Below are 15,472 nucleotides of genomic sequence, written 5' to 3' on the forward strand. Positions count from 1 at the left end.
TTTTTTGCCCGCCGGGAAAGCAGTTTGCTTCGAAAATAGACATTGGCGGCGAATGCGAACCGGGTGCTTGCGAACAGATCATCGCGGGAAAGACGCGCTTCGAGCGGCACGGAGTCCCGGCTTCGAACTGCTTATTTTCCCTGTCCCGGATTTTGCATGAAACTGCCCAGCAGAAGCGCGAGGCTGGAGACGATTGCTCCGGCCCACAGCAGTTCCGGCGAGTAGCGTTTGATGCCGAGGAAGTGCCAGCTCTTGCACAGCGACATGGCGAGCGAGCAGCGGTCCGACGTCTGCAGCAGGCATGGCAGCGTGCGTTCGACCGGAAAGCCGGTGTTCGACATGACCTGCGCATAGACGATCGCCCACCAGACAAGGGCGACGAGCGTCAGCGCAATCCCCGCCGCCTCCAGCCAGCGCAGCGGAAACAGTTTCCGGACCGAAGCATTCTCGCTCATGCGGAGAACCCGAGTATCTCGAGGATGTGCTGGCGCTGCGCGACGATACGCGGATCGTCGCGCCGCCGCGGATAGGGCAGGTCGACCACGACTTCCGCCTTGATGCGCGCCGGGCGCTCGGTCAGCACAATGACGCGCTCGCAGAGCAGCAACGCCTCCTCGACATCGTGGGTGACGAGGATGACCGTGTAGCCGGCCTCGCGCCAGAGCGACAAAAGCTCTTCCTGCATGGTCAGCCGGGTGAGCGAATCCAGCCGTCCCAACGGCTCGTCGAGCAGCAGCAGGCGCGGGTCGTTGACCAGGGCACGCGCCAGTGCAGCGCGTTGCGCCATGCCACCGGACAGTTGATGCGGAAAGGCCGATGCGAAGGCGTCCAGCTTGACCAGGCGAAGCGCGTCGTCGATCCGCTTCTGGCTGCCGGCCAGCACGCCGCGCGCTTCTGGCCCGATGGCGACATTGTCGCGGACAGTCCGCCACGGAAACAAGGTCGGATCCTGGAACACGAGCACGCGCGACGGATCCGGCCGGGCGACGATTGTCGCGTCCGCCAGCACGTCGCCGCTTGTCGGCCTTTCCAGCCCCGCCGCCAGCCGCAGCAAGGTCGACTTGCCGCAGCCGGATGGGCCCAGAAGCGCCACGAATTCACCCGGCGCCACGGCCAGGTCGATCTGCCGCAGCACCGGCAAGGGCTGCCCGTCGAGATCGTATTGATGCGAGACGCCCCGAAAATCGACGGCGAGACCGGCGGCGTTTTCGGATGCGGTGCGAAGTCCTGCGGCGGCTACCATTGCACCACCCCCTTCTGCCAGCCGAGCAGCCGGTCGCGGACGACGAACAGCAGCTTGACCAGGCCCGAGCAGAGCAACGCCATGATGATCAGCATGGCATAGACATTGGCATAGGCCGAATAGGCGGTCTGGAACTGCAGGTACCAGCCCAGGCCGTATTTGGCGCCGAGCATCTCGGCCACCACCAGAACGGCGAACGAATAATAGAGCCCCATGAACAGGCCGACAAAGACATGCGGCAAAGCGGCGGGTATCGCCACGCGCAGCACGAGATAGCGGGTGCTGGCGCCCAGCGTGCGCGCCACGTCGTAGAAGGAACGGCTGACCGAGTTGACACCGGAGGCGGTCAGGATCGCGACCGGTATTCCGGATGCAAGGGCGACCAGGAACAGGCTGGCCTGGAACGTCGTCGGGAACAGGAAGAACGTCGCCGGGATCCAGGCGCTTGCCGGCACCGGACCGATCAGCTTCAGGATGGGCATGCCCCAGTAGGCAAAGCGCTTCGACCAGCCGAGCGCCACGCCGCCGATGAAACCGAGGACGATGCCGCTGAAGAAGCCGATCATCCACAGCCGTGCGGTATAGGCGATGCAGATGAGGATGCGCTGCCAGTCGACGATATAGACATGCAGCAGACCATGCGGCGGCGAGAAGAACGGCTTCGGCAGCCAGCCGAGCTTGGCCGTGATCAGTTCCCAGGCCGCGAACCATAGGCCGAGCGCGATCAGCCAGGGGCCATAATGGATCAGGCCGCGACCCAAGCCGCCGAGCTTTTCGACGCCGAAGGCGAGGCCGGCCAGCACGACCGCCCCCGCGGCCAGCAGCCCTACAAAGACGTCGCGGCTGCCCCACGGCACGACATCGGGGAATGCCACCGTCACAATGGCGGCGAGCAGCCAGGCCGCGGCCGCGTAGAGCCCATGTTTCCAGACGGGACCGGCAAAAGCAGACAGAACGCTTTTGCCGGTTGCGTCCTTGTCGACCGCTGCACTCATCACCCGGGTTCCGTCAGGCGAGGATGTCGACCGTCACCCGCTGGGCGAGTTCCGCCGGATCGGTGGTTGGATCGAGCACCTTTATCAGCGCCAGATCAGCGGCGGCATTCTTGACCTGACCCTGCAGGTCCTTGCCGACCGGGTGGTTGTGCAGCACCCAGGAGGCAATCTCGTCGCGGATATCCTCGAAGGGGAAACCGGGGTTGAGATTGTCGACGAACCACTTGGCGACCTCGTCCGGATGCGCCGCGGCGTATTCGTGGATCTCGATATCGGCCTCGGCCAGCCGCCGGATGGCATCCTTGTTGGCATCGAGGAAGGCCGAATTGACACCGAGCACGCAACAGACCGCGCCCTCGAAGGCTCCGGTTTGCGTGTTGGCGACCTCCACCAGATCGAACTTCTTCTTGTGGGCATAGGCCCATGGATCGAGATGCGCCAGCGCGTCGGCCTGGCCCTTGCCCACCGTCTCGCCGACGAGGTCGAACGGCACGTTGGTCCAGTTGACGTCGTTGTTGGGGTCGAGGCCGGCCTTGGCGAGCGCGACCTGGAAGGAATGCTTCGGCGGGCTGGCAACGTCATAGGAGACGATGGTCTTGCCCTTCAGGCCTTCGAGCGTGGTGACGCCCGAAGCCTTCGATGCCAGCAGCCTGGTGCAGCCACCATGCGAGCCGACGAAGAGCTTGACGTCCAGCCCCTGCTCCAGCGGCTTGACCCAGTCATAGAGCAGGCCAGCGCCGGCATCGGTCTTGTTGGTGGCGATCGACTGGATCAGCGTCTGGCCACTGGCGCCCTGGTAGTAAAGATCGATATCGAGATCATGCTTGGCGTAGATGCCCTTCGACAGAGCAAACGCGATCGGCGAATGACAGGCCGCGAATTCGGTCCATGACAGCCGCACCTTGGTTGGATTGCCGGCGATGGCGTAGCTCGTCGGCCTGGCGAGCAAGCCGACAGCGGCGGCGCCGACGCCAAGCGCGCCAGCGGCGCGCAGCACGCCGCGCCGCGAAATCCTTGATGTGGTTTTCCTGTCTGTGGTCATAGTCCCCTCCTGTGATCGGATGAATGTGAAGCCGGCAAAATTCCTAGGCAGCCTTCAACTCGCGATCGCCGGCGACCTGGTCGAGCGCCTGTTCGAGGTCGCGGATGATGTCGTCGGGATGTTCGATGCCGATGGAGAGCCTGACGTAGCCGGGGGTCACGCCGGTCGCGAGCTGCTCTTCCGGCGACAGCTGCGAGTGGGTGGTGGTCGACGGATGGATGGCCAGGGAGCGCGCGTCGCCGATGTTGGCGACGTGGTAGAGCAGCTTCAATCCGTTGATGAAGGAGCGTCCCGCCTCGCGGCCGTCCTTCAGTTCGAAGCCGACCAACGCGCCGTAGCTGCCTTGCCGGAAATAGGCATCGGCGCGCCGCTTGCTCTCGCCTGTCTGGTAGCGCGGGAAGATGACATTGCCGACTTTCGGATGTCCGCGCAGATATTCGGCCACCTTTATGGCGTTCTCATTGTGCTGGCGGATGCGCAGCGGCAGCGTCTCCAGGCCCTGCAATAGCTGGAAGGCATTAAACGGGCTGATCGCGGCGCCGACGTCGCGCAGGAGAACGGTGCGGATGCGCAGCACATAGGCCACCGGACCGAGCGGCTTGGCCGCCTCGACCCAGACCTTGCCGTGATAGCTCGGATCGGGCTGGTTCAGAGTCGGGAAGCGCTCGGCATGGTCTTCCCAGGGGAAGTTGCCGCCATCGATGACGATGCCGCCGATCGAGGTGCCATGGCCGCCAATGTATTTCGTCGCCGAATAGACGACGACCGCGGCGCCATGATCGAATGGCCGGATGCTGAGGGGTGCCGCGGTGTTGTCGACGATCAGCGGTACGCCGAGCGAGCGGCCGATGTCGGCCACTTCCTTGATCGGGAAGACCTGCAGCTTCGGGTTGGGCAACGATTCCGCATAGTAGGCGCGGGTGCGTCCGTCGGTGGCGCGGCGGAAGTTTTCGGGATCGGATGGATCGACGAAGCGGACCTCGACGCCCAGATGCTTCAGCGTGGCCGCAAACAGCGCCCAGGTGCCGCCATAGAGATCGGTGGCCGAGACGATGTTGTCACCCGCGCCGGCAAGGTTCAGCACCGAATAGACCGAGGCCGCCTGGCCGGAGGAGAGCAGCAGGGCCGCAGCGCCGCCTTCCAGCGCCGCGATGCGGGTCTCCAAAGCGTCCTGCGTCGGGTTCGAGACCCGCGTGTAGATGTGGCCGATCTCGTCGAGCGCGAACAGCCGGTCGGCATGGCTGGTGTCCTGGAACTGATAGGACGTGGTCTGGTAGATGGGCACCGCGACCGCACCGTTGGTGGGATCGGCGCGCCACGAACCGCCGTGGAGGGCGAGGGTCTCGGGAGAGAGATTTTCGAGCGTCATGGGCGTTCCTCCTGTGTTGTTGGCGCCGTCAGGCAAAGGGCGCGACTTCGGCGCGAGCCTGGGTGGCAATGAGATCGGCATGGTGGCGGCGCGCCACATCTGGATGCGAGCGCAGCCGGCTTTTCAGCGCGTTCTGCCCGGAGTTGCGGTAGAGCGGATTCTGGGGGTCACGGGTAACGCCGCTCGCCTGCGCCTTGAGGTGCGGCGCCAGGTCAAGCAGCGGGATCTCGGCATCGAAGGGAGCACCAAGGAAGAAGGCGACCGACAGCCGGTCGGTGCCAGCCGGCGGCGTCACGACCCGGTGCACGGTGGCTTTCAGATAGCCATCCGTCGCCATTTCCAGCAACTCGCCGATGTTGACGACAAAGGTGCCGGCGCGCGGCTCGGCGTCGATCCAGCCGCCGTCGGCGGCTTCGACTTGGAGGCCTTTCTGCTTCTCCTGCAGCAGAAGCGTCAGGAAGCCGCTGTCCTTGTGGGCGCCGACGCCCTGCTCGCTTTCGGTCGAGTCCCGGCCGGGATAGCGGATGATCTTGATGAGGTGGTTCGGCGTGCCGGCGTAGATGGTTTCGAACGCGTTCTCGTCCTGCTCCAGGACAATGGCGAATGCCTTCAGCAGGCGCGTCGAGAGGTCGGTGAGGCGGTCCTGCCACTCGATCAGCAGCGGCTTGAGCTCCGGCAAGGCGCTTGGCCATTGGTTCGGCCCCTGCAGGCGCGTCCAGGCCGGCAGGTTGCCATCGCGCTCCAGCGCCGGCGCTTCCGAGCCGATGTCGACCTGTTCGCGCCAGTCCCTCTGGCCCTTGGTCAGTTCCTGGCCGACGCGGTTGTAGCCGCGGAAATGCGGCGAGTTCACCATTTCGATCTGGAGCTTGTCTTCGTCCGGCAAGGCAAAGAAACGCCTGGACGCACCAAGTACATCGTCGATCAGCGATTGCGCGATGCCATGTCCAGTCAGATAGAAGAAGCCGACATCGCGTGCCGCGCGCCGCAACCCCTCGATGAATTCCTTGCGGGAAGCCGGGTCGGCTTCGTATCGAGAAAAATCCAGCACCGGGATAGTTCTCTCGTCGGCAGTACTGCTCATTTCGACCCTCTCATTTGGTGATCGAAGCGTCGCACCGCGGACCGCCGAAACAAAGAAAACGCCATCCCTTTCCGAGACAGGTGGGGAAATTGACGTATCGTTCCCGCGGGGCCGGCGGCCAATTTTTGTTAATTCTATAAAAATAGTAGATTTTGATTTGCGATCGGTGTGGGGCCTATGCCTCTCAGATCCACACAGTCGAGTGCCCTGGTCAGGGCTATCTGCCGCCGCCAGGGTGCACGGCGATGGCGATACGTGTTGGCCAGCCTACCAACCACGAGAAACGGATCGCGTGCCTTCTGCTTGTCCGTTGCATCGGCACGCAGAACCGGGACAGCCTCGATCAGGCGACGCGCGTACGGGGCACCATCATTCCAGCACATGGCCGGGGCAGTATGCGGCTGGCCAATTGTCGTCCATACTCCAGCCATGACGCGTCCAGGCTTGCGCTGTGTGCGGGTGTGTGCGGCTTTGCTGGCCGCGACCTGCCCGCGCGCCATGGCCGATGGCACAAAAATCTTCGAAGCCGGCGCCTACTCATTCTCGGATGAACTGGGCGGTTTCAGGATCCTCTCGGCCACGGGCGCCGGAACGCGCACCGATCCGATCGTGGTGACCGAGGAACTGGAGACCGCCGACCCGGTGACGCTGACCATCCGCGCCGTAAGGCCGATCCAACCGTTCGGAACGACGGGCAACTACGCGACCGGCTATCTGCCGCTGAAGATCGTCACCCGCAACAACAGCGGCGATGCCTGGATCGAATTCGGCTTCGAGCTGCAATCGATCATGAACAGGCCGAGCGACTATGGCGACGGGTTGTCCTTCGACCAGGCGCAGCGCGAGGACAAGGTGATCAAGTCCGACAGCTTCGCCGAATTCAAACGCGACTTCGAACCCTATGACCGGCTGCTGTTCCGCAAAGGCAAGGTCGACCCGCTCGAAACCGCCTCGTTCTCGTTCCTGGTGACGGATTTCTCGCCGAAGGACCGGTTTTATCTGGTGGAGGAGCCGCGTGTGCCTTCGTCCTGAGGCGATGGGCCATATCGGCCGCTCGGAAGCGCTTGGACGCAATTCCCTGGGGAAAGCGTTACGCGCTTTTCCCGCAATTGCTCAAGCCTAGCCTGTGAGCCGGGAGTTCGCGCATTCAGGCAAGCTCGCCAAGATGCCGACGAACCCATTTGACCTCTTCCGATGCCGTGCGCCGGAAGTGCCGTTTGAAGTCACGACTGAACTGGGCGGGACTGGTGTAGCCAACCGATGCCGCGACCTCCGCGATCGTCTTGTCCTTGCGCGCGATCATCCGCCGCGCCTCGTGGAGACGCATTGCCTTCACGTACTGTATCGGACTGCTGCCCGTCAGGGCCTTGAAGTGGACGTGGTAGGAGGGAACGCTCATGCCTGCTTCATGTGCCAGCCCGGCGACCGAAATCCGCGAACTGTAGGTTTCGCGTAACCGGGCGAGGCTTTGCACGATCCGCCCGGAGGTGCCCGCCTGCCGCAGGGCCGCGATCATCGCACCGCCTTGTGGGCCGACGAGTACCCGGTAGTGCAGCTCGCGCATGACGCCTGGCCCCAGAACGGCAAGCTCGACAGGATCGCGCAACACCCGCAGCAGGCGCAGCACCACATCCTCGATACTCGGCTCCATTCTGCTCGATACCAGACCTCTCACCTTGCAGGCTGCCGGTTCGGAACGCCTCCCCCCTACTTCCGAGGCGATCTCGGCAGCCAGGCGCATGTTGAACTCGACATAGACCGCGAGCAGGGGTCGTTCGGCGCTGGCCACCGATTCCATCCGAAACGGAACGGGCACCGACACGGCCAGATAGTGCTCCTCGTCGTAGAGATAGACCTCGCCCTCCAGCATGCCCCGCTTGCGGCCCTGCAACACGAATACGGCTCCTGGCTTGTAGAGCACGGGGATGTCGTGAAGGACCGCCTCGGTCCTGAGGACGCGGACACCGTCTAGCCCTGTCGGATTGTACCCGGGGCGGGGGGCAAGAAGTCCGGCCAGTTCGACCAGCTCGCGGCGCACCGGCCTCCCGCTCTCCAATTTGATAGGAATTGGCAAGGTATTCATAGGTATCGCAATCGATTCCCGTCTTTCAGAAGATTATCCGTCAAAAGACCGACCAATCAAGACGAGAAAGCCAGATATGTCTAAAAGGACCTTCTTCATCACCGGCGCGAACTCCGGCTTCGGCTTGGCGATCGCGGCGGCCGCGAGCAGCAAGGGCCACAGGGTCATCGGCACCGTCCGTTCGGAGCGGTCGCGTGCAGCTCTTGCGGAACGCTTGCCAGCGGTGGAACCCATCCTGTGCGATGTGACGGAGTTCGACCGGATAGCCGAGGTCGTGCGACGGGCCGAAGAGGACCATGGGCCGGTCGACGTGCTGATCAACAATGCCGGCTACGGCCACGAGGGTATCCTCGAAGAGTCGCCTCTCGAAGAGATGCGGCGTCAGTTCGACGTGAACGTCTTCGGCGCCGTCGCGGTCGCCAAAGCCTTCCTGCCGCGGTTTCGCGAAAGGCGCAGCGGATTCATCGTGAACGTGACCTCGATGGGCGGCATGATCACCATGCCGGGGATCGCCTATTACTGCGGAAGCAAGTTTGCCCTCCAGGGCATTTCGGAAGTCATGCGCGCGGAGATGGCGCCGTTCGGTGTCCACGTGACAGCCCTGTGCCCCGGTTCCTTCCGGACGGACTGGGCCGGACGCTCGATGGTCCGGACCGGACGATCGATTGCCGACTACGACGCGCTGTTCGATCCGATCCGCCAGGCAAGGCAGGCCAAAAGCGGCAGGCAACCTGGCGATCCCGACAAGCTTGCGGCGGCCGTGCTGGATCTGGTCGAGTCCGACAGCCCTCCACCACAACTCCTGCTCGGCAGCGATGCCCTTGGACTTGTGTCGGAGAGGGTGGAGCGCCTTAAGCTTGAGATCGAAGCATGGAAATCCGCCAGCATCTCGACCGATGGCTGATGGCGTTGGCATAGGGAACAATTCGCGCTTGCTTATGGCAATGATGTCGCGTTCCACGCCCAGGACTCGGCGTGCCCCGGCATCGGCCACCCGAGCGGCGGATCGATGTAACAACGTGTTCCGCCGCCTCAGCCATGCCACCCGGCCGCGGCGATATCCGGGCACGATCCCCTCGTCCCACAGCACGGATGAATACCGAAATGCTCCCGCCTATCCGCCGGTTGGCTGACGGCCGGCGGGACGCATCGTGCAGTCAGATGTAATTATCAAACGTTGACATGCTAATTACGTTACAATAACGATTGCCATGGCCAAACCGCTGAAGCTTTGGCCGCAGCATTCAACAGAAGCTAAAAAATGGGGACGTTGAAAATGACCAGTATGAGGCTATTTGGATTCGCGATCGGCGCGATCCTGATCGGATGCGCCGGCCAGGCATCGGCTCAAGGCAGTGACCTGGAACTGAACAGTCCGGGCGCGCTTAGCGTTTGCGTGACCGACGCCAACGCTCCGATGTCTTCGGTGATCGACGGGAAGATGCAAGGTTACGAAGTGTCCTTCACAACGGACATCGCGCGGCGCCTAAACCTGACGCCCGACTATCGCATCACCGTTTTCGAAGGCATCTTCGCAGCCGTCGCCAACCATGTCTGCGACATCTCGGCCGGCTCCCATTCCATCACGCTTCCGCGCCTGAAGATCGTCAATTTCAGCAGCCCGCATTTCGTCGGCTCCTACACCATCCTGACGTCGCAGGATTCCGGCATCAAGGACGAGGCGGGACTGGCCGGGAAGCGGCTCGGCGTCGTCGCCGCGAGTATCCAGGAAACCTACGCCAACGAGACCTACAAGAGCACGCAGATCGTGCCGTTCCCGGACTCCGCCGCGTTGCAGATATCGCTGCAGTCTGGCCAGATCGACGCCGCGTTCTTCGACGGCGGGCTGGCAGCCATCTACGTCAAGACGTCGCCGCGCCCGCTTTCCGTCGTCGTATCCATCCCCAACACCGATCAGCCCGCCGGTATCGGCGTCGCCAAGGACCGGCCGAATCTTCTCGCGGCAGTCAACAAGGCCGTCGCCGACATGATCGCCGACGGCACCTATGGCAAGATCTACCAGGAGTGGATCGGCGCCGATGTGCCGAAATTGCCCGGCCCGGATTTCGTCCCTACCCGCTGACCTGATGGACGACGCGGCCGCGGCACGCAAAGCCGGGCCGCGCCGACCACGAAAATCGACCGTAGAGGCGGAACAATGTCGGGAATCTTCGATACATTCTTCAACCTGTCCTACATGCTGCAGGTGGTTCCAGACATCATCCGCGTCGGCTACTACAACACCATCACCATAGCGATCTATTCGACGATCCTCGGCATCATCATCGGTGCCCCGCTGTCGCTCATGGCGATCTCGAAGGTCACGGCCGTGCGTATCGCGGCCAAGGCCTATATCGACATTTTTCGCGGCCTGCCGGCTATCGTCACCATCTTCCTGGTCGGACAGGGGGTCCCCTTCGCAGGTTTCCGGCCGTTCGGACAGAACCCCTATCCCTACGGCATCATCGCCATCAGCATTGTCGCCAGCGCATATATTGCCGAGATCCTGCGTTCCGGCATCCAGAGCGTCGACAAGGGCCAGACCGAGGCGGCCCGTTCGCTCGGGCTCGACAAGCACCGGACAATGTACCGGGTGGTCTTTCCGCAAGGCATCCGGCGGGTCATCCCGGCGCTGACCAACCAGTTCATCAACATCATCAAGGACTCGAGCCTGATCTTCGTGCTCGGGCTGACGGTGGGCGAGCGGGAGCTCTACCGAATCGGGCAGGACATCGCGCAGCGTACGGGCAACCTGTCGCCGCTGGTGGCTGTCGGCATCGCCTATCTGGTCATCACCGTGCCGATGACCCACCTCGTCAACTATCTCGACAGGCGACTGCGAAACGGCGAGCCTATGCTTCCGCCGGCACTGACATCGAGGTTTGCCAGGATGCGCACGGCGCCGGCCGCCGCTCCCGCCGAGGAGCGGGTCGAGAGGCAGCAACCCGGCCGGACGGGAATCTCGGCTAGCGCACCAACGCCAGTGGCTGGAGAGACGGTGGTCGACGCGAAGGGACTGACGCTGAATTTCGGTCATTTCCGCGCGCTAGACGAGGTCAGTTTCGAAGTCGGGGCCGGCGAGGTGATCTGCGTGATCGGACCATCGGGGTCCGGCAAATCCACGCTTCTACGCTGCATCAACGGCCTGCAATCCGTCGACCGGGGCAGTCTCAAAATGTTCGGCCAGCCGTTCCCAACCAGGGAGGGCCCGTTGAACGCCCTGCGCGCCGACGTCGGCATGGTCTTCCAGAACTTCAACCTGTTCCCGCACATGACGGCGCTGCGCAATGTGACGTTCGCACTGGAATCGGTCCGTCACCTGGATCGAAATGAAGCCAGGCGCGTGGCGATCGCATCGCTGCGCGGCGTCGGCCTTGGTGACAAGCTCAACTCGCTGCCGTCCAGGCTCTCCGGTGGGCAGCAGCAACGCGTTGCCATCGCCCGCTCGCTGGCAATGAACCCGAAGATCATGCTGTTCGACGAGGCGACTTCGGCGCTGGATCCGGAACTGGTCAAGGGCGTGCTCGAAATCATGGAGGGTCTCGCGCGGCGTTCAGCTTCCGATGGCAGCCCCATGACCATGGTGGCGGTCACACATGAAATGGGCTTTGCCCGCCGGGTCGCGGACAGGGTCGTGTTCATGGACCAGGGTCGGATTGTCGAACAAGGGACGCCAGCAGAGCTTTTCGACAAACCAAAATCTGATCGGCTGAAACTGTTCCTGGACCAGATCCTGTGACTTTGCCGTTCGCGGCCGCGCGTCGCGTTGTGGAGCAGTGGGTCCTGAATAGCGGCGCAAATCGTCCAATTTCCCTTATCAGCGGCACCTGCCGCGCATTCAGAAACGGCAACGGCAATGACATCAACGCAATCCAAACAGGTCGACGTCGCGATTGTCGGAGGCGGCATCATCGGCTGTGCCATCGCCTGGTATCTGAACCGCAGGGGATTGAGCGTCGGGGTCTATGAGAAAGGCCGGATCGCCGGCGAGCAATCGGGGAAGAATTCCGGCTTCGTACGCAAACAAGGCCGTGACCGGCGCGAGATGCTGCTGATCAAACGCAGCCTTGACCTGTGGGGGCGCATCGACGCTGAGATCGGCGACGTTACCGGCTTCAAGGCAAGCGGAAACCTTGCCCTGGCGTCCGACGAGGCGAAACTCGAGGGCATGAACGCCTGGCTCGCCATCGCACGCGAATTCGACGTCGACAGCAGGGTGGCGTCACCTTCGCAACTGAAGGACATCAGCCCCACCTTGCGGGGGAGTTTCCTCGGCGGCCTGCACACGCCGAGCGACGGCCGGGCCGAACCGAACCTGGCCGCGCCGGCAATCGCCCGCGCGCTGGCCCGCGAGGGTGCGGACGTGAGGCAGAACTGCATGGTCGAAGGTCTCCTCATGGAGGGAGGAAAGGTCACCGGGATCGTGACAGAACATGGCGAGGTCCGCACCAAGACCGTCGTCGTCGCGGCTGGATTGTGGAGCGGCGTCTTCCTGCGCCGGTACGGCGTTTCCCTGCCGCAGGTCGATCTGCGCGTCTCGGTCGGCCGGACTGCGCCGTTCTCGCACGGCGTTGCCTTGCCGACCATCTTCGATCAGGCCCTCGTGCGGCCCCGTCACGACGGCGGGCTGACCATCGCACCCGGCCTGCAAGGCCCACTCGACTATGACACCGCGTTTCGCAGTCTGCGTCACGCGCCGCGCTATATCCGAACGCTTTTCGCGAGCCGGGAAGGAACACGCGTCAACTTCGGGAGGCATCTGCGTGATGATCACCGGCTGGTAAGCGCGTATCTGTCCGGGGCCAGCAATCGTTACGCGGATCTGCGCGTGCCGAATGTGCCCGCGAACGACGCGGTGCTGGCGAAGAGCCGCGCGGCCGCGCGCGCCGCCTTCGGCATTGGCGACGAGATGAAACTCATCGAAACATGGGCCTGCCGGATCGACATCACGCCAGACGGCGTGCCTGTCCTCGACCGCCTGGACGCACTGGGCAACCTGGTGGTTGCCACCGGAATGAGCGGCCATGGCTTCGGCATATCCCTTGGCGTCGGCGATACGCTCGCCGAATTGATCGACACCGGCAGCACGACGATACCGCTGGAGCCGTTCCGGCTCGCACGCTTCCGCGAGCGCTATTTCGCTGCCCCGCAGAACGTCCTGTGAGCCGCCATTACCTCTGGAGAACGACATGATCCTGGATCACTTCGCCTGGTCTTCGCCTTCGCTGGACAAGGCGATCGCCGATGTGGAGGAATGGAGCGGCATACGCGCCGCGCCCGGCGGCTCGCACCCCGGAATGGGCACACGCAATGCTCTCCTGTCCCTGCGGGACGGCCTGTATCTTGCCATCGATGCGCCCGATCCAGGACAGCAACTCGTGACCAACAATGGCGCGAGAATGGCTGCTCAGCCCGGCTACAACATGGATCTGTTCGCGGTCGCCACCGACGACATCCAGGCAGCGCAAAGTATCCTCGAGCGGTTCGGCCTCGCGGCGGAGCTTCGGACGGGCAGCCGCAAAACCCTGCGCGGCGAAATCCTGAAATGGCGTCACCTCGCCGTCGAGCCATCCCGTTTCGGCAATGCGCTGCCCCACATTTCGCAATGGGAGACCGCCAACCATCCGTCGCTCGAGGCGCCGATCGGCTGCACCCTCGAACGTTTCGAGGTCGCCCATCCCCTGGCGGAATCCGTTCGCGAACTCTATGCCGCGCTCGATCTGACGATCGATGTGGTGCGGGCGGAGCGTCCGTCGCTGCGTGTTTCCTTGCGTGGACGGCACGGCGCGTTCGATCTGCCGTCATATTCCGCCTGACACGCCAGGCTCGCTCGCCCTGTCGGAAGCGCAGGATAACCTGCGTATAGGCCGCGTGCGACGCCATATCGCCGGATTGCGTCGTCGCGTATATCGCGGATCATGGCGAGGTCGCGATTCGTGGGATCGCCGCCGCATGAATGGTGTATGCCGGCTTATCCCGGCATTTCGAAAGAATGGACAATGATTCCCTCCGAAGTTATCCGTGATCTATCGGTGGTGGCGGAGATCGCGAACAATGCCGGCAAGACGCCGGAAGGTTTGAGCGTTTCCTGGATCAACGATTTGATCGATCGCTACGGGATGACCTATCCGCGCGCCATCACCGAGCGCGACCGGGACAGGTTGCATGAGATCGCCAAGGAATTCCGCGTCATCTTCTCGATGCCGCAGGACGAGCTTGCCAACTTCTCCAACGCCGTGCTCGAGAAGACACGATTTTCGCCCCGCATCATGAACCATGGCGGGTTTGGGTGGCACATCCACTACTACGACGACGATTTCTCCTTCGATGAGCGCATCCGCTCCAACACCGCCATGTCGATCATGTCGCTGATCATCCATGGCGAAGCTGGACGGCTGAAGACCTGCAAGGCCGAGACCTGCGGCAACGTCTTTGTCGACACGACACGCAATGCCTCGAAGGTCTATTGCGACGTCAAGACCTGCGGCAACCGCGCCCATGTCGCCAATTTTCGTGCCAAGGCGCAAAATTCGACGGCCTTCTAGTTCCTTGGGAAACGGACGCGGCGCCGGTCGTCAAAGCGCAGCGCATGGTTTTCGAAATCCTGTCATCACGTGCGCGTTCCCTGGTGGCGCATACACCCAGGGAACCTCGCCAAGGTTCAGTCGAGCCGAAAGCCTAATGCGTCGAATCCGAGATGGCGGCCGGTACTGAGCGGAACCTTTGGGATGGGCCTCACTCCAGACCCTGCATCGGCAACCCTGCAACGTACGAATGCGTCTCCGCTCCCTACGCCTTTTTCAGGAACTCTGTCCGCAGAACGAGGTTCTTGACCTTCTCGGCCCGACACTCGACCTCGTCCTCGTTGCCCGTGAGATGGATGTTCTTGATCAGCGTTCCGCGTTTCAGGGTGACCGACGTTCCCTTGACCTTGAGATCCTTGATGAGCGTGACGGAATCTCCTTCGCTCAGCGGAGTGCCGTTGCTGTCCTTGACGTTCATGATTTCGCTTCCTGCCTTTGTGCATTCAATCCGTTGAGGAGATCGGCGAGTTCCTCGGCGTCGTGCTGGTTCATTCCAACGATGGTTCGGCTGCCCATCTCGGCGGGCCGTCCGGTCCAAGCATCGTTGACGGTCCAGGTGCCGGTCGGCTCCTGAAAAGGTTCGTAGCGTTGAGTCATGCGGATACGATAATTGCCGAGCCCCGCCGTGCCAAGGGCCGATTAATATTTTTTCGCTTTGTATTGATGTTTAATACGTCAATGATAACATGATGAGTGTCACTTCTCATATTCAGACGCTGATGCCCCAATGATCACTGCCTCCCAGCTTCGTGCTGCCCGCGCCCTTCTCAACATCGACCAGAAAACCCTGGCGGAAATGGCGAGCGTCTCGCTGCCGACGATCCAACGAATGGAAGCCAGCCAGGGCAATGTGCGAGGTGTTGTCGATAGCTTGATGAAAGTGATCAACGCGCTCAACCGCGCCGGCGTCGAGCTTCTCAGCGAACATGTGCGTAGCGACGATGGCGGCCGTGGTGTCAGGTTCCGCCATCCGGACACGCTGCCGGGCAAGCCAAACTAGACCCTGCAGAGCACAGCGTCGAGGCCACGCATTCACCCCCTTTGTCTTCCCTTCTCCAGAAACACTCAATGAGCC

Annotated in this window: 16 protein-coding genes; 8 read left to right on the plus strand and 8 right to left on the minus strand. The window is 62.8% G+C overall.

From position 1 onward, the window contains the following. Positions 1-131: 131 nt before the first annotated feature. The 6 genes from MesoLj_RS02725 to MesoLj_RS02750 are packed head-to-tail and all read right to left on the minus strand — an operon-like array spanning position 132 to position 5,730. On the minus strand, positions 132-455 hold the full coding sequence (locus MesoLj_RS02725; RefSeq protein WP_202324996.1) for a hypothetical protein: 324 nt from the start codon (positions 453-455) through the stop codon (positions 132-134). Beyond that, positions 452-1,243 (minus strand): ABC transporter ATP-binding protein, encoded by a 792-nt coding sequence (locus MesoLj_RS02730; RefSeq protein ID WP_202324997.1) that lies wholly within the window; start codon positions 1,241-1,243, stop codon positions 452-454. Before MesoLj_RS02730 ends, MesoLj_RS02725 begins: the two co-directional genes overlap by 4 nt. Continuing rightward, positions 1,237-2,238: an ABC transporter permease gene (locus tag MesoLj_RS02735; protein WP_202324998.1), complete on the minus strand. Its 1,002-nt coding sequence runs from the start codon at positions 2,236-2,238 to the stop codon at positions 1,237-1,239. The genes MesoLj_RS02730 and MesoLj_RS02735 overlap by 7 nt, the downstream gene beginning before the upstream one ends. 13 nt (positions 2,239-2,251) lie before the next feature. After that, positions 2,252-3,280 carry an ABC transporter substrate-binding protein gene (locus MesoLj_RS02740; RefSeq protein WP_202324999.1) on the minus strand — a complete coding sequence of 343 codons (1,029 nt, stop codon included), beginning with the start codon at positions 3,278-3,280 and terminating at the stop codon, positions 2,252-2,254. Positions 3,281-3,323: 43 nt separating this feature from the next. Continuing rightward, positions 3,324-4,649, minus strand: a complete 1,326-nt coding sequence (locus MesoLj_RS02745) for an O-acetylhomoserine aminocarboxypropyltransferase/cysteine synthase family protein (RefSeq protein ID WP_202325000.1) — start codon at positions 4,647-4,649, stop codon at positions 3,324-3,326. A gap of 28 nt (positions 4,650-4,677) precedes the next feature. Next, positions 4,678-5,730, minus strand: a complete 1,053-nt coding sequence (locus MesoLj_RS02750; protein WP_202325001.1) for an isopenicillin N synthase family dioxygenase — start codon at positions 5,728-5,730, stop codon at positions 4,678-4,680. A gap of 429 nt (positions 5,731-6,159) precedes the next feature. Between MesoLj_RS02750 and MesoLj_RS02755 the strand changes: the two genes are divergently transcribed. Further along, on the plus strand, positions 6,160-6,762 hold the full coding sequence (locus MesoLj_RS02755) for a hypothetical protein (protein ID WP_202325002.1): 603 nt from the start codon (positions 6,160-6,162) through the stop codon (positions 6,760-6,762). A 115-nt stretch (positions 6,763-6,877) separates the two neighbouring features. On the opposite strand, the gene MesoLj_RS02760 is transcribed toward MesoLj_RS02755, so the two are convergent. After that, positions 6,878-7,813: an AraC family transcriptional regulator gene (locus MesoLj_RS02760; protein ID WP_202325003.1), complete on the minus strand. Its 936-nt coding sequence runs from the start codon at positions 7,811-7,813 to the stop codon at positions 6,878-6,880. Between the two features lie 76 nt (positions 7,814-7,889). Between MesoLj_RS02760 and MesoLj_RS02765 the strand changes: the two genes are divergently transcribed. The 6 genes from MesoLj_RS02765 (at position 7,890) to MesoLj_RS02790 (ending at position 14,358) form a co-directional block, all read left to right on the plus strand. Continuing rightward, positions 7,890-8,717, plus strand: a complete 828-nt coding sequence (locus MesoLj_RS02765; protein ID WP_202327147.1) for an oxidoreductase — start codon at positions 7,890-7,892, stop codon at positions 8,715-8,717. A 372-nt stretch (positions 8,718-9,089) separates the two neighbouring features. Beyond that, on the plus strand, positions 9,090-9,896 hold the full coding sequence (locus tag MesoLj_RS02770; RefSeq protein WP_202325004.1) for an ABC transporter substrate-binding protein: 807 nt from the start codon (positions 9,090-9,092) through the stop codon (positions 9,894-9,896). Positions 9,897-9,971: 75 nt separating this feature from the next. Then, a complete protein-coding gene (locus MesoLj_RS02775) occupies positions 9,972-11,552 on the plus strand; it encodes an amino acid ABC transporter permease/ATP-binding protein (RefSeq protein ID WP_244735281.1) in 1,581 nt (526 codons plus the stop codon). Positions 11,553-11,669: 117 nt separating this feature from the next. Further along, a complete protein-coding gene (locus tag MesoLj_RS02780) occupies positions 11,670-12,977 on the plus strand; it encodes an NAD(P)/FAD-dependent oxidoreductase (protein ID WP_202325005.1) in 1,308 nt (435 codons plus the stop codon). Positions 12,978-13,002: 25 nt separating this feature from the next. After that, complete coding sequence (locus MesoLj_RS02785) at positions 13,003-13,629, plus strand: VOC family protein (RefSeq protein ID WP_202325006.1); 627 nt, start codon at positions 13,003-13,005, stop codon at positions 13,627-13,629. A gap of 183 nt (positions 13,630-13,812) precedes the next feature. Continuing rightward, positions 13,813-14,358, plus strand: a complete 546-nt coding sequence (locus MesoLj_RS02790; protein ID WP_202325007.1) for a CGNR zinc finger domain-containing protein — start codon at positions 13,813-13,815, stop codon at positions 14,356-14,358. 244 nt (positions 14,359-14,602) lie between these two features. On the opposite strand, the gene MesoLj_RS02795 is transcribed toward MesoLj_RS02790, so the two are convergent. Further along, entirely contained in the window at positions 14,603-14,815 is a 213-nt protein-coding gene (locus tag MesoLj_RS02795) for an alkylphosphonate utilization protein (RefSeq protein ID WP_140770538.1), read from the minus strand. A 309-nt stretch (positions 14,816-15,124) separates the two neighbouring features. Between MesoLj_RS02795 and MesoLj_RS02800 the strand changes: the two genes are divergently transcribed. Continuing rightward, entirely contained in the window at positions 15,125-15,397 is a 273-nt protein-coding gene (locus MesoLj_RS02800; RefSeq protein WP_095773162.1) for a helix-turn-helix domain-containing protein, read from the plus strand. The last annotated feature ends 75 nt before the right edge of the window (positions 15,398-15,472 follow it).

It is taken from the genome of Mesorhizobium sp. 113-3-9 (assembly GCF_016756515.1).
Classification (GTDB): Bacteria; Pseudomonadota; Alphaproteobacteria; order Rhizobiales; family Rhizobiaceae; genus Mesorhizobium.